The organism is Rahnella sp. BIGb0236 (genome assembly GCF_004364755.1).
GTDB lineage: Bacteria > Pseudomonadota > Gammaproteobacteria > Enterobacterales > Enterobacteriaceae > Rahnella > Rahnella victoriana.
This window is the reverse complement of record NZ_SOAO01000001.1, coordinates 290,823-314,780: the sequence shown is the minus strand read 5'-3', so window position 1 is coordinate 314,780 and position 23,958 is coordinate 290,823. Positions and strand designations below refer to the sequence as shown.

Here is a 23,958-nt window from a genome sequence, read left to right as displayed (position 1 = left end):
TTTCCGAAGGAGGCTTCGTTAGCCACACAGCACCGCAGCGCGTGCCGGGTCGAGGGCGATGAGTCCGGCCAGCAGATATTCCATGTCACCGTGCAGGCGGGATTTATCGGTGTCTGCGCGGCTGGCTTTCATGCGCAGCAGTTTCAGGCGTCGGGCTTTCACTTCAAACAACAGTTCCGGTTCCCACTGCGTGAGAGTGAGCGTCGAGCCGTTTCCGTCCAGTTCACCGAGAAGATGCAGCGCCATGTCGTTTTTGCCGTACTGCTCGGCGACGCGCGCCATGAGCAGGCGTAAAAGCCACTGATGGCGCGGCGTGCGGGTGCCGGGACGGTTTTGCAACCAGTTGAGTGCCGCTTCCACGCCGCCGCTGTCAGCCTGAGCCAGTGCTTCGGGTTCCAGCTGCAGGATATCGTCATCACCCGCCGTACTGGCTGATGCGGAAGGTTCATTGCCCCAGTTGCCGGTTGACGTCATCACCTGCTGGTTAATCCAGTTGAGCGTGACCTCATCGGCGAACGGTGTGCCATCATCGAATGCCAGCCCTTCAAGACCGGGTAAACGGGTGAGTAATCCGTTCAGATCCTGCTTAATGATGTCAGCCCAGGTTTCATAGGGGGCGCCTGCTTTGACAAGCGCCTGATGGATGTACCATTGCAGATCCAGCCAGAGATGATTCACCCCCAGAGCAAACAGACTGTCGGTTTGCTCCAGCAGCTCCAGCCAGCTTTGCTGCAGATAAAGTCGCTTGAGCAGGGCGCGGTGTTCGGGTTTCGGCGGCGACAAACGGGTACGTCCGTCGGCAGCCAGCGGAGGCAATTCATGCAGGGTATCAAGCCGGATGCTTTTAATCAGATGATGACCTGAGAGCCAGCCGGAGGGCTGATCACGCAGGTATTTCGCCAGCAGTTTTGCCTGATCCAGCAGGTCGCGTCCTGAAGTCACCGGTTTAAGTGTCGGGGAATCAGCAGACGTGTTTGATGTGTGGCCGGTTGATGCTGCGCTGCTGTTCTGCGGGATAACCGCATCAAAGCCTCCGGACTGCGCAAGCCGGTTTTCCAGCGCACCATAAAGCACCCCAAACTGCGGGCGGGTGGCGGGTTCCCAGGAATTTAATCCCTGTTCGATGAGCGACAGTGCGCCGATGATGCGGGAAAAATCAGTCTTATCCACTTCCGGGAACAGCGACAGGCTGTCCAGGACGCGGGAACCTGCCAGCCACTCCAGCGCGGCTTTCCGGCTGGTGGAACGCAACGGATGCAGGGTTTCACCAAAGCGTGTAATTAGCCCGGCCAGCAAAGAAAGGCCGTCGGCCAGACCGGTTTCTCCGTCCCGATGCAGGCGCGCCCAGATGTAATAGGTCGCGACGCGGACGTCTTTGCAGTGTGAGACAAGCAGATTTTCGGCCAGCTCGCAGGTCAGGGACGTATCCGCGCCCGACAGTTTGTTAACCTCTTCGCGCATTTGCTGGAAGTTATCGTCATAGCCGGGATCTTCTCCGGCAGGCATGTCCTGCGTAACCGGCTGTAGCCAGTTATCCCAAAGCGCGGCCTGCTGTTGCGCCTGTTCCAGTAAAGACGCAGGCTCGGCAGAACACGCGTTCTGCAATGTCAATAATGTGGCCATTACGGCTCCTCAGCGATAGCGTCGGGATCAAAAGGTTTTTCTGCAGGCGCAAGCGATGCAGCCTGAACCTGGAAAATCTGCACGGGGAGGGTGAAATCACGCAATCTCAGTAATGCCAGCGGGCCTTCACCGGCTTCGGTGCGCAGGGTGTAATTCAGCAGTCTGCTGTCCGGTGCTTTCCAGGTGATATTAAAGCTGCTGCTCACGCCCTGATACGGCGTAACAGACGCTTTATCGAGCAGGCGGATCAGCCCCCAGGCACCCGGCAGATCAGCAAACTGGCGTGTGCCTGCCTGCGTGCTGATCCAGCTCAGGCTGGCGCCCGGCGCTTCGGTATCATTAGGCCAGGTGAAGCGTTTCCATGTCGGAAGCTGGTTGTAATAGCTGAGCTTCTGGCTGTCGATCACCAGATCTGTTTGCATCACATCTTTAGCCGTGCCCGGACGCAGCTCAAAATGCATCCCCGCTTCGCCGTTGGTGAAAACCACGTCCGAGAGGTAACTCAGGGTATCCATCGCTTTGAGGAATGCAGGGCTGAAGGTCAGACCCTGCGCATTAATACTGTCTGGCACCCAGTGGCTGCCTTCTTTATGTAATACACCGTTCAGACGGGTTTGCAGGAAGCGTGCGATGCGACCGCTGTCACTGTTGAGGTAGCGGGCCATCAGCGGAAGTGATACTTCACTGCTGGTATTTTTTAACGGATAACGGCCACCGAATGCGCTGTTCCAGTCATCGACAATCGCCGTTTGCCATTGTGCGTTCAGGCTCTCGGCAGCGGGGGTCAGCACCTGCTGCCATGCCTGTTCCATTGGCTGAACAAAAATTGTCTGCCCGAAACCGCTCCATTCCTGACCCAGACTTGCGGCCACCAGACTGCCGTAATCACGGGTTTCAGTCAGATCCACGGCTTTGCCCTGGAATACCGTTTGCGCCAGCGTCTGCGTCATTGCCTGCGGATCGGCGGCATTGACGACCTGCTGGAGTTTCAGACGCACCTGTGTGACGCGGGTCAGGAAGGTTTGCAAACTGAGGTTGGTATTACTTTGACCACCGGCTTTATTGTCCATTAACGCGAGTATCGGGCCAAAAGTGGCATCCAGCGGACCACGGGCACCGGCTTGCTGGTCAATCGCCGGTTGTTCGTCGCGGCTTAAAAGATTTTTGGCAGATTTCACCAGCGAGTCAGACAGTGCTTCTCCGCTCTGACCGGTTTTGCCTTGTATGCTCAGGGTATTCATCAGCGCGACCAGCGGCGACTGACGTACGTCCGCCATCAGGGTCAGCTGATCGATAGCATCTGACAACGTTTGAGCCTGCTGCCAGTGCAGACTGTTTAAAAATTCCAGCCAGCTCGAAGAGAAGTCCGCGAAGTAACGTTCTTTGAGACGCGCCTGCAACGCTTCCGGTGAGCCCTTCTCTAACACAGCGGTTTTGCTATCACTGAGTACCCAGTCCATTTCTTCACGTCGGCCGTTAACCACTTTCTCAATCGCCGGTTTGACAGATTCCTCCCAGGCCTTACGGGTAAACATGCCCGGCACGACGGCATCGGTGGTAAATATTCTTTCAGCATCGGTATCACCCGCCATATCGGTAAGAGTCATATCCGCATACTGGTGGGCGACCTGTCGAAGCATTTTCTGATACAGCGTCGATTCGCTGTTGCGTGCGCCCATCAGGCGGACGAGTAAAGTTCGAACCTGACTGACCAGATTTTCATCAGGGGACAGTTGCCAGCCGGAATGACGGGAAAGACTGCGTGCATAGAAATCCAGCAAGGCGGGGCCTTCACCCTGCCAGATACCATCCGGCACATTTCTGCGTTGCGGCCATTCGCTCAGCAACGTTTTGCTAAACCACTTAGCGTCCATTTTCTCAGGACGCGACAGCATCAGATAAAGTTTTAACTGGTCATAAGCAGATTTTACCAGTGCGTCCCGGCGTGGATCTGCCGGAGGTAGCCCGGTGAATGTATTGAGGCGGTCTTCAAGATGCTGAGCGGCAGCGTCACGCAAAAGAGGCATCGCGCTTGCGGCATACTGTGGCCAAAGTGCGGCCAGCAGCGGGCTATTCTGATTCAGTCCAAACCGGCTATACCAGGGCGTATGCTGCTGGCGATACTCAAGCTGGTCGAGCGTGTTTTGCAGTTCGTGCTGAGCTTTGAGCCGCAGAGGAAGAGTCTGCTGTACATCCGCCGCCTGTTTCACCTGTACTTCGCTGGTATTAATTGTCTGGCGGTTAACCAGGAAGGACATGATCATTCCTGCGCCCCACAACACCATCACACCTGCGGCAATTGCGCTGAACGTTTTGCCCCAGGCAAACCCGAGTTTTTTGGCCGTCAGCCCGGCCGGTAATGCCGTCAGGGAACTCAGCAGAATGTCCCAGCGGTTATCCTTACCCCAGTGATGTTTCACTGTGCGCTGAGCATTCACCGACACCGGGCTGAACATGATGCCAGCAAGGGGAGAAGGGCGGTAGGGACTTAGTAAGGCGGCCAGAGGTTCAGCAATAAAGTCCGGTTTATGTGCCAGTTGGTCAGCAAGTTGCAACAGGAATAAACTCTGTGTGCTGACGCTGATTTGCTGCGTACCTTGTTCGATCAACATTGGCACCAGCGCGGTAAGTTGTGTTCGCAGTTCATCGGGTTTGCAGGCAGCAGGCAGCAGGCAGCCGACGGGTTGCGTAATGCGATCTTTATTATCATCGTCTGCCGGATGCAGCGACCATACATAGAGCGGCAGCCGCCATCCCAGCAGATCAAAGCGCACGGCAAAGGCCTTCGCGGCGCTGTCCATCATGTCAGCAGTGAGAGGTGTCTGAGTCTGCAACTGACCGTTCGCGGTATGTTGCGCCAGTGCAGATGTCACCCAAATCACGCCATCCAGCGGGCGACGGCGCAGATTACGCAATGCGTTAAGCCACGCGCTGTCGGCCTGTGCGCCCAAATCTCCCCCCCACAACAACAGGGTACCGCTGTCTTCCTGCCAGTATTGCGACGTCAGGCCGGGTGTCAGACGCTCAACGTCAGCAGCGCTGCCGGTGAGCAGCAGAATGCGGACTTTGCGTGGCCAGAAACGGCCGTAGGTCTGGCGCAGGGCCTGACGGAGTTCGGTAAGCAAATGAACACCAGTAGTAACCTGTTTTAATTGATTAACATTGTTCGGATGGGTTGCCTGCTCGTTATTTAACCTGCGGAAGAAACGTAATCTGGAAGCTAATTCAACCAGCGAACGTCTGCTAATAAGTAGTAGAGAGAGAGAAAGAGAGAGTAATAAAATAGTACAAAAAACACGGAATTTATCTTCAGGTGATGTCCAGCCTAAGGACTCACCCCAGAAATAGTATATAAGAAATAAAAAGACTGTAACGATAAAGATAAAAAGAGCGCCAGAAAATCTAATGAAAAATCCTTTCATGCTATGAGTCGCTATTTATATTGTTGGTTGAGATATAAAAATAAGACACGAGGATATTGTCATGTTTATTTATAATTATGTAATTCCCAGGTTCGAGATTTTCATTTATATAATTAAGCTGCAACATCTCAGTAAGTGGAGGTGATTTGCATAAAATATCGGTCGTGTCAATATACATAAAGGATGATAATGCACTTTCAGACATAAAGTCAGCTGTATTTAATACAAGCTTGCTGATTTCTTCCGTGTTTAAACCAGAGTACACCACACCTGACAAATTCTTATCATCCGGCACTCCACCCCATGTAAACAGTTTTTGAATGCCGGACCAATCGTATTCAGGTCGATAAAGAGAGCCAAAGGGGGAGTTTTTATTATTGTCTTTATTTGTTTTTTTACCCAATAAAAAGGCAACGGATTCGGATTTACCATCAACATCATCGTCTAATAACGCATTCCCGAGAAAATTTGCGGAAATAAGGATCAGGTATTCACTTTGGGTTTCATCTAACCAGCTGTCAATTGACTTGGGAAGATTTTCACTAAACTCAAGCATTTCTAAGAATGGTGTATTACTAAACTGAAACACCCACATGCTCTCCATTATGGGTATTAAGTCTTCTTCAAGAACACAAATGATATTTACTTTTGTTTTAGAGGGTAGCAAAGTAAGATGCGTATGAATATCGCTAATTAATCCGTTCATAGTAAGGCCGAAAACTAACGCTTTTCTTTTCGCTACTTCATTTTTTATTGTTAGTTCACCCCCTGCTGAATTAAATAACAGATATCTGGTTGTGTGAGTATGTTTTGGAGTAAATCGCATTGGACATGTAATATAGTCAGTGCTATTAATTACATCCCCATTTATGTCAGGCAACCTAATCTGTAAGTCAATGATTTCAAGATTGAGGCGGCCTTTGATGAGTAGTTCTTGATAGTAATCGGTGCGAGTTGCATTCCAGTATTTTACTTCGATATTTTCATTATTCCAAAGTATAACTCTAAAAAGAAATGCCCCTCCCCAAATTAAGAAAGGCACTATCAAAAGTTGAGACCAGAAAATATAGATATTTTTTGATAGGTACTGTGGAAAATGAACCAGAAAAGAATACATATATAATAAAACTATACAAACTAATATCCCTCCCCAAATCCATAATGAAGGCGGGGGGCAAGTCGTTTTTTCTTCTGGGGGGATGTCGAAAATATCAACTGGCATAAATTCATTCCTTTAAAATACGCGAGCCAGCAGAAATCAATGTAGCACCACACGCACATCTATTTCCTTCTAAAGAAATAGCTAACCCGTTATCGCAATGATTATCATCACCTTCTATGATAAAGTTAACACCGTGCTCGGGGCATGTTACTTTGTCTGATTTACGCGCTACAGGCATCCCATCTATGCTAACTATATTTGACCCAGTAATGACAGTGCCACCATGAGTCGTTTTGTCGCCAACGTGAATGATTTTTTTCATAATTTAAGGCTTTTATAAGTGAGGGGAGTATTATTTTCCTACGATGACTTCAGGAAGTCTTTCAAGGAAAATAGGTTGGAACCCTTCAGGGTCATCTACTAATACGGGCTTTCCATTGGTCATCACAACATTTCCATTGCCATCTAATTTTGGAGTTTTTGGTTGAGGTTTTCCAGTTTTATCGTTGACTACAATAATTTTATCTACTCCTACAAACTTGAATGCTGCTTCAATACTGGTATCTACATAATAATCTTTTATTTTCTTAATGGATTTATTGAAGATGTCAATGCCATCTCCTTGTAATGCAGAGTCAGGGAATTCATCAAGTTTTATTATTGAATTGAAGGTTTTGCTAAAGAAAAATATTTTATAGAATATTTCCAACTCATCTGGTTTTGATTTTTTGTGGTATGCACAACCAGTATAAAAGCTCATGTAATCTTCTTCATCAGATAAAATACCATCACGCCTGTTAAGACAATTCAATATGTTGCTGGCTTCATTGTCATCTATCAGAAATTGTGATGTGTGGTTTTTTTGTTTTATTCTTATTACTTTTTCAGGCGCTAATTTTTCGTTGGCTGCGATGGTGTTTTCTTGATTTATAGTTCGTACATATTTCCCATCAAATATCCCCAGCCACAACTCCTGTTTTTTATTGACTAACCAATACTGGTTATCGGGTATGATTTTTTTTCTTTGATTGTCAGGAAGGCCGTTTTGTGTATTTTTGTATTCAAGAATTTGTTCTTTTTCTTCTTGATCAAATAAATTCTGTGCTATTTTTCTTGAATCATTTTTCCATGCATTAGCATCAACTTCCGGGAGTGATTCCTCTGACCAGCTTGTTTTGAAAAAACTGATAAAAATTAAAATAAAAACAATGCGATATTTCATGTTTAGTCCTTTTTAGTAGGGTAGTCAAAACCGTCAATAAATACTGCTGGGTCAATGTGATCTAGCACTCCTTTCCCTGTCGCCGCTTTAGTCCTAACCTCAAAATGAAGATGCGCTCCCAAACTAATGCTTGTCATAGAATGAGCGTTTCCTGTATTTCCGGTCTTACCTAATGTATCTCCGCACTTTATGAATGAGTTTTGTGAAAGATGCGAGGAGATCTCAGATAAGTGAGCATAAAAAAAATAAATGTTATTAATTGGCTTTCCTTTGTATATACAGAGAGATGCTTTGTCGTCTGGTAAATCAGAAGCTTGAACTATTATGCAAACTTGTTTGCCATAATCCCCTCTTGCAGGGTTAGTAATAAATGCTATACGCCCGTCAGCTACCGCATAAATAGTTGCTCCCGGTTCAGCTGCAATGTCAATACCCTGATGGGCTCTCGGCATTCCATGAGAGTCAGTCCTGACGTTAGGACCAAAACTTGCACTTCTGGCACTTCGTAAACCATGCGTCCTAATTTTGCATATATCCAATGGATTATGCCATCCTGAAGTATCACCAGCATTACCAGCATTACCAGCATTACCAGTGTTGCCGCCACTTTTTTGATTAGGAGGTGGGAGAAGAGTTTTTACATTTAGGTCGGGGTTTATTTTTTCTAATACGTTCTTTAATGATATTTTCACTCCAGTGGGTTCTATACGAAAATGATCTAGAACAATTGCAGAGTCGTATCGTTCCACGAGCCATGCTATATAAGCTGTCCTTGAGGTCTTGTCTATGGACAAAAAACGTTCTGCATCTTTATCTGTGACATTTTTGTTTAGTTTGAAGTCATATTCTGCATCAGAGTATGTTCTGCCATAATATTTCGAAGTGTCCTTCCCATTCGAAATTATATCATAGGCACCAGCCTCACCATTATGATGGCATAAATATGCTACCATCATAAGCTGGTCAGAGGTTAATGTACTAATTGATGGGAATCTCTTTGTCAAATTGTTGATTAACTCCTTGTCGTATAACCCTATCATATCTATGCTGTATGCAGCATCCATTCTGAGGGCTAGTATAGATTGCAAATTAATTTCATGTTGGATTCCATCTGGTGAGGTGCCATAAAATTTTTTTGACTGAGCGGAGTATTTCAAGGCCGTATAACCGTAAGTTTTGGTTAAATTCTGATATACCTTTGATGATGAGTTTGCACTATAACTTAACCACGTATTTTCAACAAACTGACCAAGCCCGGCAGCCGTAGATTTACTGTTAGCTGCACTGGCAATCCAACTTGTTTCAGCTTCTATTAAAGCTGAAAAACCCTCAGGCTGAAAATCATATTTATTCGATGCCTCAATAATAGAGTTTCGATATTTTTCTGCTACAGGCGGTAACCGTAATCCCTCACTAACATTGCCAATGTTGCTCACACTCGTTGGAATGCCACTCTCAGTGCGAGTAGTTTGGTTTATTGTAGATTCTTTATTTGACGCTGTTTTTGTATCGGAAACTCCTTTCTGAGATGAAGACGTTTTACTTTCCTGCCTGGCATTTTCTTTTTCCTGTTGTTTACTTGAGAGTTGAGGACCTTTCTCTACGCTGGTACTTCCTTTAATCACCATTTCTCTCGATGAAATTTTGAGCGTTTTCTTCCCTAGTGGCAATTTTTTATGGTCAGCAATGACTATATATTCTCTTTTATTCAAATGTTGCAGTTCGACTTTAATACCTTGAGTACTATCTTCAACAAGTAAACCATTGACAGCACCGCTTCCGTCAGTAACGTATTCATGGGTTTTATTGTCAAAAATCAGTTTAAGTTTTGCATTGCTGAGGGGGCGCCAGGCGAGATCATATATCCTTAGATTTAACTGAGTATCATAGGATTTATCTTTTGTGGGTAAATTTAATATTTGCCCGGGTTGGATAATGTGCTGTTCGGCTTTTGTGTTGAGCCCATTTATACGACAAAGTTCGCTGATTTCAATGGAAAAATTACGACTTATCTTCCATAAACTGTCACCAGTCTGAACGGTATATTTTTCCATGATTATGCCTCTTCCTGTTCATTAATTTCACCATCGTACTGTGGACCATGTTCGCCAATATCGACATCATCAGTAATCTCTTCATCAGGAATGGCATCGTCATCATCAGAAAAGAGGCTTGTCCATTTGTCATCCCCAATTATTGCATGGAAATTTTTTCCTGTAGGTTGACCGAAACAACCAGATTCACCATCATTGAAAACTGATGTCCATATTTTTTCTTTGGTATCACTATCAAAAATATTCACTTTCATAGTTGATGGTGCAGCATTCCCCAAGGCATCGAGTAGCATAAATTTTATTGATTGGGGGCCACTATCTGGTAATTCTGGCATTGTGGATTTAAGTGATGCTGGGCCGCTATAAAGAAGCTTGCTCTGCTTCATGGTAATATCCCCAGGGCAACCTAACTCTATATTTCCACCAGAAAGGCGTATATAGGCCCCGCCAGCACAAGCTAATGTTAATGTTTTAGCAGCTGTCAAAGTAATGCTTTCAGTTGTGCTGGTCAGTGAAATATCTCTTTTCGCAATAGTCTCAATATTTCCTGATTGCGCCTGAGAAACTAGGTCACCTTTTGCGGCAATTGTCTCGACACCTTCGTCTTCAGTAAAAATAGATATCTTTTTAGACGCGGCTAAGGATATATTCTTTTTCGCGCCTAATTCTGTACTTTGTCCAGATGTCATGTATATATTATTGCTCCCAGAGATCTGGAAATGACTGCCGCTTGCTAAAGCAATACCTTCTGGAGCACTTGCCAGCAATACTGCCTGCTGTAATTCAGATAATTTCTCTTCCATCAACTTTTGCTGTTGCTCATACTCTAATACCTGAGCTTTTGCTGCGAGTGCCGATTGCGAAAGCGATTCCATTTGACTATAAGCTTGCGAAAGTAATGTCTTGGCCGCTGCCATACCAAGCATTTGTTCGCTACCATCTGCCTGGTCTGCACTAATAAATAAACCCTTCCCGCCGCGTATCGCCCCCCATTTATCGGTTCTCAGCTCAAACCCTTCACCGCGTTGTGTTTTGTTTGCATCGACGTTATGCCCAAGGTTCAGCTGGGTTTTGCCGCCGTATTCCGTACTGAGTTTTATATGCTCTTCGCCGCGTTTATCTTCCATACGCAGCTTATTATTTGCCGGGGTACGGATAACGTTGCGGGTATTATTGGCTTCTGTCACATGATCGACATGGCGCGAGTCGTGCAGGGCATGGGCGATATAGGGGCGGTCGGGGTCGCCGTCATGAAACGCGATCGCCACTTCGGTGCCCTGGATCAGCGGGAAGTGAATACCATACACATCGCCACCGTAAGGTTTGGCGAGGCGGACAGGCATGCTTTCCTGACCTTGCAGTTTATCATCCTGATCGGCATCGAATTTAACACGGTATAAACCGGACGCATCCTGCCAGGCGTAGATATCGTTTGATTTCGCGCTGGTGACGCGTGCCATCATGGTGCCGCTGACTTTTGGGCGCGGCTTAAGGGCAGGGCGCCAGCAAAGGGTTTCGCTGTAGGGGACGGCGGCAATGGTTACTTTCAGCGCATCTTTGCGGCTGCCGGTGAATCCGGTGCGGATGAGTACCATCGGCGATGACAACAATTGCGGAAGCGTCGCTGGGATTGCGTTATCGGTTACTGTCAGAACCAGCGCCGGGTGCAGCGTAACATCAGTACTCGTGCCGGTTATGTACGTTTGCTGTGATAAAAAACGTTCGTGGTCTAGATTTGCCAGGAAATTCGCTGTTTCGGCAGCGGGATCTGATTTTCCGCCAGTATCCAGATGACGTGGCTTGTAGTGATAAACATCGCCATAGGTGGTGCCTTCACCTTCGCCACGGGTCATATCTGCTCTGGAAGACTGAAGCACTTTCTGAGCTTCTTTATGGTTATAATCCTTGGTGGTGACGCTGGCCTGTACGACATTTTGCCGCACGCTCAGCCCCCACACCGATTCTGCACCGCTGTCATTCATCCCTGACGGACTATTGAGTAGCAGCGTTTTTCCGAATTCGTATGCACTCTGCTTATCGGCAAAATGCACGACCTCAGTTTGCGTGTCTGGTTGTAACGTGAAGAAGTAGAAAATTCCCACTTCCGAAAGCAGACGCTCAATAAATTCCAGATCGCTTTCCTGATACTGGTTAATTTGTTCGCGTTTGGGATAGCTTTGCTTCAGGGAAAAGTCGTATTCCCAACCTTTGAAATCGTGCTCCTGAAGTATTTGCTCCACGACTTCCTGAACTGATTTATTAACGAAGAAACGGTGCGTACGGAATTGTTTATCCAGCAGGGAAAGGGAAGGCTCAACAATGATTTCGTATCTAACCTGATCACGTGAACCGGTCAGGCGTTGGAAGTGTGTAATGACACCATGAACGACTTTTCCGGTGACCGGATTGAGCAAATCTCCCGTCGCCATATTGAAGGTGGCTGGTTTGCTTAAGAGCATGTCAGCAGTGAGATCAGGGTAAGATGATGTGAACTTGATATTATAATGATACAGAACACTCACCTGTTCCAGACCTTCAAACGACTCAACATCCAGCGGATAAAGGCAGGACGGAATACTCAGGCTGTAACGATTCAGGCTTTTCTGGGGCATACTGGCCAGTGTATCAATCAGACTCATGTTGTTTACTCCATGTAATTGTTCAGCATCTGCAAGGTTTACTGCTGGCAGGCATCGGTCATTAAAGGCCATGATGAGGGGGCCAACGCATCACGGCAATATGGCAAAAATATCTCTCTTTCTGTCGGTGATACGTTATAAATACGTCCCTTGTTTATTTCCAGAGTGATAACAAAACTTCGCTGCTCAGCGTTTGTTTTTTCGAAGTGAATACCGACTCTATAATGAACAGACCCTTATCCGGGAAGTGGTAAAAAGAAGGTGGGATACATAATTTCCTATCCATCCAGCGGATATTAGCAGGACGGAATACTCAGGTTGTAACGGTTAAGCGTGTTTCGGGTAAGAGTAGATAAAAGATCCATTTTTATAATAACTTGCTATTTGAATAGGGGTTTGCTGGATAAGGTTTTTCTGCAGCTAGCGATAGTGGTCCCACTCATTGTAAATATAAGTAAGTGCGAATTTGTAAAGCCCATAACCGACGAAAAAGCCAAGAACCCCGACTACTCCGAAAAGAAGTCTGTAGGGTTCCTGAGAGAAAATAAAACACCAAATGGAATAAACTGTACTTACTAAACCTAGCGTCATGCCAATACCAGCAACGAGTCGGGAAATGATGATCAGGAAGAAATCTTTTATATTCATAGCCCACCAAAAAAAAATGCACAAATCCTATTGAACTCATCTGTGTCTTTATCTGACACTTCACAAGCTTTTTCGTAAGGTTTTACAATATCTTCAACTAGGTAATAAAGAAGGTCTAGGTCTCCAATCTTTTTCAATTTTAAGTACATTGCAGGATTTCTTTCACGTAAATACCTTGACGTATAAATAGCTCGAGATGCCTCGGCACCAACAGCTAAAATACCGCCGACAGCAAAGCCAGTGGTATAAGAGGCAACACCTTGGGATATAATAACTTTACCGATATTGAAACCGGTTAATTGAGAAAATATTATTTTTCCAGCTGTTGTACCCGATAGGTTTTTCGCAAAAGTTATTATTTTATTAGTATCAATACGTGAGATGAAATCTTCAATAAAGGGTTTTATAATAGCTTCTATGGTTTCTTGGCTAAATGTTGTTCTTTTAAAAAGCTTTACCAGTCTATATTTATCGTCTTGATTTTCACTATGATGTTCGCTATCCATAAAATCGTAACCCAGATAACCAATGCTGACAGGAAATGAGATAAAACCTTTTGCAACAGCACCCCAAAATCCATGGCTATCTACATTGATAGCATCAAGCATGTCGCGTGCAATCTCTTTTGCACCTTCCATAACGATTTTTCCCTTTTATTGTCTTGAGATATCTTACATTGGATTATCGTGCGCACTTTAAAATATTCATACTTTACTTAGTGAGATTCAGGGTCTCAGTATTACTTTTCTTCAGCATGTTTACTGTACATCTGTGCTTTTAAAATTTTAATGTAATAATATTTAAATTAATATGAATTGATGAAGTTTGCCGAATAAAAATCTCTTTTGCCATTAACTGTATTTATAACTGAGAAGCTTACGTTATATTCCTCTCCGGGCGTAAATTTAAACCCCATTAGCGGTAAGCATTTTTCTTTTGCAGATACTCTTTCGCTAATGTACACGGCAAACTCTGTTTTACTTCCTGATTTTTGTATTTTTAAACGCTCATAGACATAATTGTTATCTATCTTTGGCGGAAACACGCAGACATTTTTTCCATCTTGTTTTATTTCCGCTGTAGACCAGGGTATTTTATCTCCCAAGCATCCAGTCAAAAAAATAACATATCCTAAAATAAATTTATTCATACCATCTCGTTTAAAGTGGAATGGTGTCAGAACAGACTAACGCTAGTTATTAAAGGTGCGGAGCAGAATCTTATCTAACTTGTATTAATATAAATTAGTATAAACTTGGAACCAACTATGCCGCTATGGAAATGTAAATAAGTCCGGCGTCCTCTATCTCTTTTATATTTTCTGGAAGTTCTATATTGTTTCGCGCCGGAGACTACCCGGCGCTCCGTTACCGATATTTATTCTGCGGCAGAACCCTCAAATTCCAGCGTGATCCCTTCTTCCTCATCCCAGCCCAGTGCCAGCGCCGTGGCGCGTTGTTGCGCTGCCATGCGTTGCAACAGTTGCTGGCTCAGTACCGGCAGGATCTGCTGATTGAGCAGGCTGTCGATGTTGCGCGCACCGGTATCCGGCAGCATGCAGGCAGCGACCAGCGTGTCGTACAGACTTTCTTCGATGGAGCAGGTCAGGCCATAGTGCTTGTTCAGACGCTTCGCGACTTGTGCCAGTTTCATCTCAACGATAGTGCGCAGTGCGACGGCGTTCAGCGGACGATAAATCAGTGTCTGGAAGCGGGCGAGCAGGGCGGGCTGGAAATGATCGCGCAGGATCGGGCGCAGCAGTTCCTGTAAATCGCTGTCAGTGGCTTCCGGCTGTTCATCCAGCAGTTGCATCAGGCGGTCGCTGCCGAGATTGGCGGTCATCAGGATCACGGTATTGCGGAAGTCGATTTCACGTCCTTCACCGTCGCGCATAAAGCCGCGGTCGAACACCTGATAGAACAGGTTGATGACATCACGGTGGGCTTTTTCCACTTCATCGAGCAGGACGACGCTGTACGGACGTTTACGCACGGCTTCAGTGAGAATACCGCCCTGACCGTAACCGACGTAGCCCGGAGGTGAACCCTTCAGTTGGGAGACGGTATGCGCTTCCTGATACTCGCTGAGGTTGATGGTAATGAGGGATTTCTCGCCGCCGAACAGGCAGTCGGCAAGGGAAAGGGCGGTCTCGGTTTTGCCTACGCCGCTCGGGCCGACCAGCAGGAAGACGCCCAGCGGGCCATTCTCAGACGTCAGGCCGGTTTTGGCGGCGCGCAGACGTTGTGCCATGTCGGTCAGGGCATGATCCTGTCCGACGACCCGTTTGTTCAGGTGATTTTCCAGTTGCAGTAAATCGGTCTGCTCATCTTTCAGCAGGCTGGTGAGCGGCACGCCGGTCCAGTCAGCAATCACCGTGGCGACGGTACGGACATCCACGTCCAGCGACAGCAGCGGGGCGTTGCCCTGCAAATCAGTCAGATGGTGTTGCAGGCTGGCGATTTCCGCCTGACGGCTGATGTCCTGACGGGTTTCCAGCAGTTGCTGCGTCAGGGCTTTCTCTGCATGGTACTGCGTATCCAGTGTGGTGAGTTGCTCGCCTAAGCTGTCGGTCTGACGTTCAATCTGTTCCAGCCGGTCGCCATGAGTTTTGTTGCCCAGCGCGATGTCTTCCAGCAGAGCCTGCTCTTCCATTTCCAGCGCGGTGATTTGCGCCTTCAGACGGGTCAGATCTTCCGGCAGCGTATCCAGACTCATGCGTACACGGGCAGACGCGGTATCTAACAGGTCGACGGCTTTGTCCGGCAGCTGACGACCGGTGATATAACGTCGCGAAAGGCTGACGGCGGCTTTTACCGCTTCGTCGGTGATGTGTACGCCGTGGTGTTGTGCGTAACGGGATTTCAGACCGCGTAACATCAGGCATGCCATTCCGTCGTCCGGCTCATCAACCTTAACGATCTGGAAGCGGCGTTCAAGGGCGGCGTCGCGCTCAAAATACTGTTTGTACTCGCTCCATGTTGTCGCAGCAATGGTGCGCAGTTCGCCACGGGCCAGGGCCGGTTTCAGCAGGTTAGCGGCGTCCGCGCCACCGGCCTGATTGCCCGCGCCAATAATAGTGTGCGCCTCGTCGATGAACAGCAGCACCGGCGTCGGCGATTGTTGTACGGCATCGATAACATTTTTCAGACGCTGCTCAAACTCACCTTTCACACCGGCACCGGCCTGCAACAGACCGAGGTCTAAGGTGCGCAGGCTGACGGTTTTCAGGCTGTCCGGCACGTTGCCTTCGGCAATGCGTAACGCCAGACCTTCCACCAGTGCGGTTTTGCCCACCCCCGGTTCGCCGACCAGGATCGGGTTGTTTTTACGACGGCGGGAGAGAATATCGACCATCTGACGGATTTCATTGTCGCGGCCAAATACCGGATCAATCTGCCCGGCTTTGGCTTTAGCGGTGACATCCAGCGTAAATTTATCCAGCGCGGCCTGCAGGGCTTCACTTAATGACTGGCCATTCATGCCTGCATCAGATTTTGGACTGGCAGCCTCATCGGAAAGCGACGAAGGGGTGCGGTTCAGGCTTTCTTGTTGTTGCAGCTCCGGGCGCTCTTCCGACAACGCATCCAGCACCGGTTTCAGGCGGCGGATATGTTCTTCGCTCAGGCTGAACAGCGGCCACAAGCCTTCGCAGCGCAGCAGGCGCGGCTGCCCCATCAGTGCTTCGAGCAGGTTCACGCTGCGGATACTCTGGTTGTCATCCTGCAATGATGCGGCGAGCCAGCCCGCTTTCATCAGCGATTGTAAATCCTGAGAAATTTGCGGACGCGAATGCACGGAACGCGGCAGGGCATCGAGATGTGACAGCAGGCTTTGCCATAAAGCATCCATGTCCCACTCATAACGGCGGGCCAGAACGGTAATGTCACCTTCACCCAGTTCCAGCAGTTTGAGCAGCCAGTGTTCGACGGTGATTTCACTGTGGGCGCGGGTCTGGCAGAGCGTTGCGGCGGCTTCCAGCGCTTTTGCGCAGTACGGATTTAAGCGGCGAAGTAAGACAGCTGACTGATGTTCCATGCTAAATTCCTTTTTGTGGGTACGCTACCGCCCTTAGCCTTTTCCTTTGCAGGAAACCCAGGCCCATAAGGTCGATGTCCGGTGGTGTTTTTGTTTGCTCAACCGCCAGAAGCGGCTCAGGAAACAAAAACAGCAGACGGCGAACCGTCTGCTGATAAGGTCTTACGCGGTAGTACGTTCGTTCCAGGAATCGGAATGAATGATGTTGCCGTCTTTGTAGGTCCAGGTGATTTTTTCGTAACGCAGCTCGATCATTTCGAGGTGGTTATGTTTTTCAAACGCCGGGTCTTTGATGTCGTTCATTTTTGGCGCGACTTTCACCAGCTTGACGTTTTCCAGTTTGGTGTTGAAATACTCAACTTCCTGGCCCGCGTCATTGATGCGATACCATTTGAACTCAGCAGATTTCAGGGTCTGACCGGTGGTCACTGCTTTGTACAGGTACGGGCTGGAAGAATCGATTTCTTTGGTAAACAGGAACGGGGTGTGAATACGGGTACCCGTCAGTTTGCCGGTGTTGTTATCGGTCGGGATATACAGGTTGTGATCCTGTGCCACCACTTCGATGCTGCCTTCGCGATCTTTTACGTCTACGGAACCTTTAATGTCCGCACCGCCGTCGTCTTTCAGCCACAGATAAACAGGAATTGCCATGGGTAGTTCTCCATTTCTAAGGTAAACATTCATCAATCATTTGATGAACTTGGGGTTGCTGATGCTTTGCAGGCATCTGCCTGTGGCATCAGACTGATTTCGACACGACGGTTGGCCGCACGGCCTTCCGGTGTATCGTTTGTTGCAATCGGGCGACTCTCACCGTAACCCTGTACGGCAAAGCAGCTTTCGGACACGTCGCCGGTATCGCGCATCCAGTTGCGTACTGACTCTGCACGTCTGAGTGACAACATTTGATTGGATTTTTCATCACCTGTGTCATCAGTGTGACCCGCTACCACTATCAGCCAGCCCGGTTTGGCTTTGATCCCAACCAGCGCGTTGATCAGCACTTTGGTGGAGCTTGTTTTAAGCTCGGATTTACCCACGTCAAAAAGTGACAGGGAATCTAGCCGGATCGTTTTCGGCCCCTGAACAATTTGATTGATCACCGGTGGCGGCGGAGGGGGGGGAGTCCAGCTATTGATGGCGGTCTCCAGTGGTGCGATCAACCGAATCCCCTGATATAAGCCCAATGACATACGCATTGGTGCTCCGCTGCGCAGCCAACCATCCAGTAAACCGGCGTCGGTGCGTAATTGTTGCTGAGCAATCATCTTTGGCGAGGATGGCGTGCCGGAAAGACGGTTATATAAAGCGAGGTGGTCACCCACGCTCTGTACCAGACGCTGGTTATTTACAAAAGACGCCAGCAGGGCGAAGAGCAGGAAAACACCACATAGCAGCCCTGCCAACTGACAGGCTTGCATCAGCCGGGAAACGCCGTGACGTTGCGGCAAATAGGGCAGCAACACCTCCGGCAATGGCAGGCATTCTTGTGAATGGACAACGCCGGGGGTTAGCGTAGTCACGTCACCTATGTGCGCTTGCCACAGATTGTCCAGACTCCCGGCGACGGGCGTAAAACAAGCACCCCATGCGCAAGGGGTCAGCGCGGGGACATCGCTTTGCTGACGCGTCAGAATGCTGCTGACGTGAGTTTCAAGCCAGGGCAGCAGGCTTTCTATCCAAAAGACCGTGCTCAACCTTTCCTGAGTGTTTCTGATATCCAGTTGCTGGCTCCAATCCATCAGCGGTATGACGCCTGCCCCTGCTTCATGAACCTGAACGTTTTTGTTTCCCGGAATGATGGTAAACCACCGCTCAGCCAGGGTGTCTGTTACCACAGGCGGAGATAGCCAGGTGCTGACCCAGACGGGGGGAATTCCAGCCAGCCAGTTTTTGCATTGCACAATGGCACGGTGCCAGACATGGAGTTTTTGTGCGAAGTCGTCCTTATCCTGATGTTGCTCGGGGACTATGGCCAGAAGAATGGAGATCTGGGCGATTAGCGCCGGGCGTTCTGCCGCGAGATGCTGTGCCAACAAAGGCAAGTGCTCTGGAAAAGTGACCGGCAGATACCAGCCCTGACGTGTTTCACGGAAAAGGACCGAGTCGGAGAACAGCGGAGCACTGTCGCCACAAACCAGCACAACAGCGCCCTGAAAATCCTCAGGCGGAAGAACAGCGTCCGAAATGTGTGCATGTGCAATTTCATTACGGTGATTTTTACGCCACTGAATATAGCCCGTAGCACCACTCATGATGACCACCAGCATGCTCAGTGCCATCCGGCTTCCTGTGCCGAGCGGCCAGAAGCCGAGAATCAGCCATAAGGTCAAACAGGTCGCCAGAAGCAGCAGTATTAGCTGTGTTAATCCGCGCATCCGTCAGTGGTTCCCTGTCAACTGAGAGACCATACGTGTCAATTGCGTATTTAGGACGAACCAGAGCGCAATCAGAATCACGATGCCTGCAACCCATGAAAACCAATAGGTTCTGCGTCCGGAGCGCAATCGCAGCGAACGTGAAACAATGGGCATTTCCTGCGCTGAGGCGAAAGGCGGCACTAACTGATTTAGCTTGCGAACCACATCTTCTCTGCGCTCATCCCCTTGTTCGCGATAACGGCCAGAGAAACCCAACGTCAGCGCACGGTAAAAGCAGGTGAGCACCGCGATATCAGGAGCAGGTTCATGGAGCACCTTGCGAATACGTTCCCATAACTCCTCCCCTGCATTCAGAGTATTGAAGTAGCGTGCCTGAAGTGGGTCCTTAAGCCATTTGGTGTTTCCGCTATCTGGTTCCTGGCGGTTAAGTACACTTTCATCTAATAAGGCACATTGCGTATAAAGCATGTGGTCGCAACTAGATTCGCTGAATCCTGCGCGTGATAAGGATTCTCTCGCGCCATCAATCCAGTCGCAGGCCCGGCGGTAAAGAGCCTCACCGTCTTCTATTTTCTGGCCGTTACGCAACTGGCTGACCATCAACCAGCAGGGATAAAAAACTTCATCAACAATTGATCCATTTATCTTGCTCATGAGCGCAACACCGCAAACAGTTCAAGTTTGATTTCACCCAGTGAACCTGGGGTATAGAAAGCGCAGTTTCCAGCATCCAGCATTGCCTGGGCGGCAGGACTGTTCAGGTCCAATGCAAAATATTGGTTTTCAAGGCGCAACGGGATAGCGGCCGGTACATGAGACAGCGCCTTCATTACGACACCGTTCAATGCCACGTTGACCACGTCAGAAACATCCTCAAAACTCCCTGCTTTGCAGAGCAGCGGGAACTGAGTTTGCAGCAGGTGGTTTGGAATGGATGAGCGCACGGAAAGATAGAAATCAGCGCCGTCGCGCAGACGGGAATCATGCAGCGATCCGGTCCAGAACTGACCTTCATGCGTGAGTTCAATCGCCACCATACGCGATGGCAGGCTGGCCTCGAGCAGGGCATCCAGTAGTGTGAACAACGGCGGGAATACCTTCTCAGGCGCATCATGCTGATACAGAGGAATATCTTCCGCTTTATGCTCAAGGGAGAACGTCAGCAGGCTGCCAGCCAGACGGACCAGTTCACGATAGAACAGTTCCGGATGACGGGCCGGAGCCTGATATAGCTCCATCAATACCGGCTCCGCACTATTGAGCGCATTCAGCAGCCAGAACAGCGACACATCGGCGACGGCAAAATCAGCCATTCGTTCATTGCTTTCGCGGCGCATCGCCATCAGGCGTCGACGGCGGGCCTGAAGGCGGTGAATTAAATCACCGAGTTCCGTCAGGACTGCCGGAGAGGACGACAACGAGAGCATTGGCGGAATGAACTCTGCATCCGGTGTCCATTGGCCTTGTGCATTACGCACAAGACGGACAACAGGGCAGGTCAGATACGCGCTGTTCTCCTGATGGGAAAAACGGAGCGTTATCGAATGACGCTGAATAGCCAGTTCTGTCCGTTCATGCCCTGATAACTCCTGCACGGTGACCCATTCCTGGTGCCAACGACGTGGACGTTCACTGTCCTGACCGTCATCCAGATTGCCGCCATTGGCTGAAAGCAGAGGTAATGCCAGTACGACATCAACGCTGTCCCGGTCAGAAATTGAAGATAAGTCGCAAGCCGGAGGCAAATTATCCGCCAGCTCGGTATCAATCAGCGTCCCATCAGGAAAACGAACCTTCAGGCGTAAAGCATTCAACCTGGAAAGGGCTAATGAGCCGATGTCGAATGTTGCATCAATCACTCCCCAGGGATTTGCCAGAGCCATATGAGCAACCCTGTCAGACACAAAAGCATCCCAACGGGCTTGTTGCTGGAACTGTTGCGGGGCCAAAAAGGCCCCGTCGCTCCATAATGGGCGATAAATTTTCATCGTTTCTCCGCTTATGCCTTAGCTTTAGGCATCTGAGAAACCAGTGACAGATTCACGTCCATGCCTTCTACCTGGAAGTGCGGAATGGCATACAGTTTCACGCGGAAGAAGCCCGGGTTGTCTTCGATATCTTCAACGGTCACTTTGGCGTCACGCAGCGGATGAGAAGCCTGCAGGTCGTCGCCCGGATCGGTCATCTCAGTCACCAGTGTGCGAACCCAGGTATTGAGCTCCAGCTCCAGCAGACGGCGGTCTTTGGTGGTGCCGATGTTTTCGCGCTGAATCAGCTTCAGATAATGCGCGATGCGTGACAGCAGGAAGATGTACGGCAGACGCGCATTGATGCGGCTGTTTGCGGTGGCATCAGCCGTGTCATACAGCGCCGGTTTCTGCGCGGAGTTGGCAGAGAAGAAGCAGGAGTAGTCACGGTTTTTGTAGTAAGACAACGGGATGAAGCCCAGATTGGCAAACTCGAACTCGCGGGTTTCAGGGATCATCACTTCTGATGGGATTTTCACCTGATTGCCGGTACCCAGATCGTACAGGTGAATTGGCAGATCAGTGACTGCACCGCCCGCCTGCGGGCCGCGGATTTGTACGCACCAGCCATTTTTGATGAAGCTTTTCACCATATTGGCGGCAAAGGCGAACGCCGCGTTGGTCCAGAGATATTTCTCGTGATCCGGACCTTTCACTTCTTCAACATAGTTGAAACTGCGAACAGGGACGGTATCCGGGCCATACGGCAGGCGGCCGAGTACGCGCGGCATTGTCAGGCCGATATAGCGGGAGTCGTCGGAATCACGGAAGGATTTCCATTTGATGTATTCGGCACGGTCAAAGTAGTTACCGATATCTTTAATCGCCGCCACTTCTTCCATTGAATCTTTCAGGAAGAATTTAGGGCCGACCGCACCGACGAACGGCATGTGCGCAGCAGCAGACACTTTAGAAATGTTGCGCAGCAGGGCGACATCTTGCGCCGACGCGTCAAACTCGTAGTTGGAAATCACAGAACCGATTGGCTCGCCGCCCGGTGTGTCATATTCCTGAATATAGGTATGACGGTACAGGCCGCTCTGAACAATTTCAGGGCAATCTTCGAAATCCTGACGTAAATCGTCTTTGGACACGTCAAGCAATTCGATTTTCACGTTCTGGCGGAAATCAGTACGATCAACCAGGAACTTCAGACCACGCCAGCCGGATTCAACGCGCTGGAATTCCGGGTGATGCATGACCACGTCCAGCTGACGGCTGATCTGGCTGTCGAGTTCGGCAATGTGGTGGTCGAGCAGCGTTTTATCCAGACGTTCAACCGTCTGACCTGACAGCTTCAGGCGCTCCAGGAAAACCTGTACAGCGGCGGTAACGCGCTGATCGGCGGTAACATCTGCCAGCGCCGACGTATCCTGAAAATCATTCAGGTCACCCAGTGAGGAGACCGGTGTCAGGTTGATTTTATCGAACAGGGAAGCATATACCGTACCGGTTTCCGGGCGATCCAGAACCGTCGTCTGGCTGGCAGAGGAGTTTTCAGTATTGACTGACATAAGCATTATCTCGCATTAATCCGTTAAGTGGAGGCAATTACGCCTTAGGTGCCAGGGCATTCAGCTCACTGCGCAGTTCATTGCTCAGTGAAGGATCTTTCAGAATGGTTTCAAGCTCTTTACGGAAGGTGGCGTTATCGAGCAGATTGGATTTAAGGTCGCGTAAGAGATTACGCATGGCCAGCATGGCGCGCAGTTGGGGGATCTGACGGGCAACCTGTTCTGGCTCAAAGTCTTTCATTTCATTGAAATTAAGCGCGACATTCTCTTCACTGCGATCGCCTGCCAGCGTATTTTCTACGGTCAGGTTCAGTGACGGGCTGAATTCAGCCAAAACGCTGTTAAAGTTATTCTTATTAATGTTCACTTTTTCGCGTTCAGATAACGGGCGGTTCTCTTTTCCGTTACTGTAATCGCCCATTACCATCAGTTTTAATGGCAACTCGACTTTCTTCTGTGCGCCGCCGGTGTGCAAATCCAGCTTGATATTGACGCGCGCTTTCGGAATTTCATTCTGGAAGCTATTAGACATGCCTATCCCTTATTTATGGAGTGATAAACGCTGCCGATGATTCTTAAAATATGATATTGGCAACCCTGCCATAAACTGCATCCTTGCCCGTATAACGCGGCGGGAAAATCAGGGTCACTGGCGAACCATAATATTTATGAGAAACATTTCGCAGTGTGTTTTGATTTTATCTTGAAAGTGGAATTTCAGATAAGTACCTGTGTACGACATTTTAGAGAAACACCTAGCTTAATAGATAATCAAATCATGTAACCAAATGTTTCTGTCTTGCGAGGGTGACATAAGAGATAACTACGTTGATATATAGGAATTTTCTACGCGCTTGCCCGCAGGCCTTGCTGTGCATGGGTTTTACTTAAGCGAAATTTAAAATTTAATGGCAATTTCCTTTAAAACTGACGAAAAATAAATAATTCATTCGCTCGGTGAATGCTGCTAAATTCATATAACTTCATTTCCTGACGCATTTAATTTATAAGAATTTTCCTCTAAAACCCCTAGGAATATTCACAGGGGGTATGTGTAAGATGTCATATTAGAAGTGTGAGGCATGAGAAATTTTGCACATTTTTATTTGGAATTAAGGGGGGGTTAATAGTGATAAACATGTGGGAACTATTTTTAATGGGATTTTGTTCGCATTTTTAATGCTTACGTGAAAAATCTCAATGTGAACGCTTGTTGAATATTCTGAGT

Annotated in this window: 16 protein-coding genes; all 16 read right to left on the bottom strand. The window is 48.5% G+C overall.

The annotated features are described in order from the left end of the window. Window positions 1-18: 18 nt before the first annotated feature. The 16 genes from tssA to tssB all read right to left on the bottom strand — a co-directional run bounded on the left by tssA (window position 19) and on the right by tssB (window position 23,262). Window positions 19-1,623 carry a type VI secretion system protein TssA gene (tssA, locus tag EDF78_RS01330; RefSeq protein WP_133822332.1) on the bottom strand — a complete coding sequence of 535 codons (1,605 nt, stop codon included), beginning with the start codon at window positions 1,621-1,623 and terminating at the stop codon, window positions 19-21. Next, the gene (locus EDF78_RS01325; protein ID WP_133822331.1) at window positions 1,623-5,045 is read right to left on the bottom strand and encodes an ImcF-related family protein; all 3,423 of its coding nucleotides are present in this window, start codon (window positions 5,043-5,045) and stop codon (window positions 1,623-1,625) included. The genes tssA and EDF78_RS01325 overlap by 1 nt, the downstream gene beginning before the upstream one ends. Before the next feature lies 1 nt (window position 5,046). Next, complete coding sequence (locus tag EDF78_RS01320; RefSeq protein WP_133822330.1) at window positions 5,047-6,267, bottom strand: hypothetical protein; 1,221 nt, start codon at window positions 6,265-6,267, stop codon at window positions 5,047-5,049. A 4-nt stretch (window positions 6,268-6,271) separates the two neighbouring features. After that, window positions 6,272-6,529, bottom strand: coding sequence for a PAAR domain-containing protein (locus EDF78_RS01315; protein ID WP_133822329.1), 258 nt, complete (start codon window positions 6,527-6,529; stop codon window positions 6,272-6,274). Between the two features lie 30 nt (window positions 6,530-6,559). Continuing rightward, window positions 6,560-7,429, bottom strand: a complete 870-nt coding sequence (locus tag EDF78_RS25685; RefSeq protein WP_243839405.1) for a hypothetical protein — start codon at window positions 7,427-7,429, stop codon at window positions 6,560-6,562. Between the two features lie 2 nt (window positions 7,430-7,431). After that, the gene (locus EDF78_RS01305) at window positions 7,432-9,483 is read right to left on the bottom strand and encodes a peptidoglycan DD-metalloendopeptidase family protein (protein WP_133822328.1); all 2,052 of its coding nucleotides are present in this window, start codon (window positions 9,481-9,483) and stop codon (window positions 7,432-7,434) included. Window positions 9,484-9,485: 2 nt separating this feature from the next. Further along, a complete protein-coding gene (gene vgrG / locus EDF78_RS01300; protein WP_133822327.1) occupies window positions 9,486-12,122 on the bottom strand; it encodes a type VI secretion system Vgr family protein in 2,637 nt (878 codons plus the stop codon). A gap of 644 nt (window positions 12,123-12,766) precedes the next feature. Then, a complete protein-coding gene (locus EDF78_RS01295; RefSeq protein ID WP_133822326.1) occupies window positions 12,767-13,408 on the bottom strand; it encodes a hypothetical protein in 642 nt (213 codons plus the stop codon). Between the two features lie 167 nt (window positions 13,409-13,575). Further along, on the bottom strand, window positions 13,576-13,920 hold the full coding sequence (locus tag EDF78_RS01290) for a putative T6SS immunity periplasmic lipoprotein (protein ID WP_133822325.1): 345 nt from the start codon (window positions 13,918-13,920) through the stop codon (window positions 13,576-13,578). 227 nt (window positions 13,921-14,147) lie between these two features. Further along, window positions 14,148-16,805, bottom strand: a complete 2,658-nt coding sequence (gene tssH / locus EDF78_RS01285) for a type VI secretion system ATPase TssH (protein ID WP_133822324.1) — start codon at window positions 16,803-16,805, stop codon at window positions 14,148-14,150. Between the two features lie 162 nt (window positions 16,806-16,967). Then, window positions 16,968-17,459 (bottom strand): Hcp family type VI secretion system effector, encoded by a 492-nt coding sequence (locus EDF78_RS01280; RefSeq protein WP_112289529.1) that lies wholly within the window; start codon window positions 17,457-17,459, stop codon window positions 16,968-16,970. Window positions 17,460-17,491: 32 nt separating this feature from the next. Then, the gene (locus tag EDF78_RS01275) at window positions 17,492-19,186 is read right to left on the bottom strand and encodes an OmpA family protein (RefSeq protein WP_133822323.1); all 1,695 of its coding nucleotides are present in this window, start codon (window positions 19,184-19,186) and stop codon (window positions 17,492-17,494) included. Between the two features lie 3 nt (window positions 19,187-19,189). After that, on the bottom strand, window positions 19,190-19,843 hold the full coding sequence (tssL, locus tag EDF78_RS01270; RefSeq protein ID WP_072012253.1) for a type VI secretion system protein TssL, short form: 654 nt from the start codon (window positions 19,841-19,843) through the stop codon (window positions 19,190-19,192). Continuing rightward, a complete protein-coding gene (gene tssK, locus EDF78_RS01265; RefSeq protein WP_133822322.1) occupies window positions 19,840-21,177 on the bottom strand; it encodes a type VI secretion system baseplate subunit TssK in 1,338 nt (445 codons plus the stop codon). The genes tssL and tssK overlap by 4 nt, the downstream gene beginning before the upstream one ends. Window positions 21,178-21,188: 11 nt before the next feature. Next, on the bottom strand, window positions 21,189-22,736 hold the full coding sequence (tssC, locus tag EDF78_RS01260) for a type VI secretion system contractile sheath large subunit (RefSeq protein ID WP_095925782.1): 1,548 nt from the start codon (window positions 22,734-22,736) through the stop codon (window positions 21,189-21,191). 31 nt (window positions 22,737-22,767) lie between these two features. Next, on the bottom strand, window positions 22,768-23,262 hold the full coding sequence (gene tssB / locus EDF78_RS01255; RefSeq protein WP_095925781.1) for a type VI secretion system contractile sheath small subunit: 495 nt from the start codon (window positions 23,260-23,262) through the stop codon (window positions 22,768-22,770). Window positions 23,263-23,958 lie beyond the last annotated feature (696 nt).

Coding starts and splice junctions, on each gene's coding strand:
- tssA (WP_133822332.1), bottom strand. CDS start 1,623: ATGGCCACATTATTGACATTGCAGAACGCGTGTTCTGCCGAGCCTGCG.
- EDF78_RS01325 (WP_133822331.1), bottom strand. CDS start 5,045: ATGAAAGGATTTTTCATTAGATTTTCTGGCGCTCTTTTTATCTTTATC.
- EDF78_RS01320 (WP_133822330.1), bottom strand. CDS start 6,267: ATGCCAGTTGATATTTTCGACATCCCCCCAGAAGAAAAAACGACTTGC.
- EDF78_RS01315 (WP_133822329.1), bottom strand. CDS start 6,529: ATGAAAAAAATCATTCACGTTGGCGACAAAACGACTCATGGTGGCACT.
- EDF78_RS25685 (WP_243839405.1), bottom strand. CDS start 7,429: ATGAAATATCGCATTGTTTTTATTTTAATTTTTATCAGTTTTTTCAAA.
- EDF78_RS01305 (WP_133822328.1), bottom strand. CDS start 9,483: ATGGAAAAATATACCGTTCAGACTGGTGACAGTTTATGGAAGATAAGT.
- vgrG (WP_133822327.1), bottom strand. CDS start 12,122: ATGAGTCTGATTGATACACTGGCCAGTATGCCCCAGAAAAGCCTGAAT.
- EDF78_RS01295 (WP_133822326.1), bottom strand. CDS start 13,408: ATGGAAGGTGCAAAAGAGATTGCACGCGACATGCTTGATGCTATCAAT.
- EDF78_RS01290 (WP_133822325.1), bottom strand. CDS start 13,920: ATGAATAAATTTATTTTAGGATATGTTATTTTTTTGACTGGATGCTTG.
- tssH (WP_133822324.1), bottom strand. CDS start 16,805: ATGGAACATCAGTCAGCTGTCTTACTTCGCCGCTTAAATCCGTACTGC.
- EDF78_RS01280 (WP_112289529.1), bottom strand. CDS start 17,459: ATGGCAATTCCTGTTTATCTGTGGCTGAAAGACGACGGCGGTGCGGAC.
- EDF78_RS01275 (WP_133822323.1), bottom strand. CDS start 19,186: ATGCGCGGATTAACACAGCTAATACTGCTGCTTCTGGCGACCTGTTTG.
- tssL (WP_072012253.1), bottom strand. CDS start 19,843: ATGAGCAAGATAAATGGATCAATTGTTGATGAAGTTTTTTATCCCTGC.
- tssK (WP_133822322.1), bottom strand. CDS start 21,177: ATGAAAATTTATCGCCCATTATGGAGCGACGGGGCCTTTTTGGCCCCG.
- tssC (WP_095925782.1), bottom strand. CDS start 22,736: ATGCTTATGTCAGTCAATACTGAAAACTCCTCTGCCAGCCAGACGACG.
- tssB (WP_095925781.1), bottom strand. CDS start 23,262: ATGTCTAATAGCTTCCAGAATGAAATTCCGAAAGCGCGCGTCAATATC.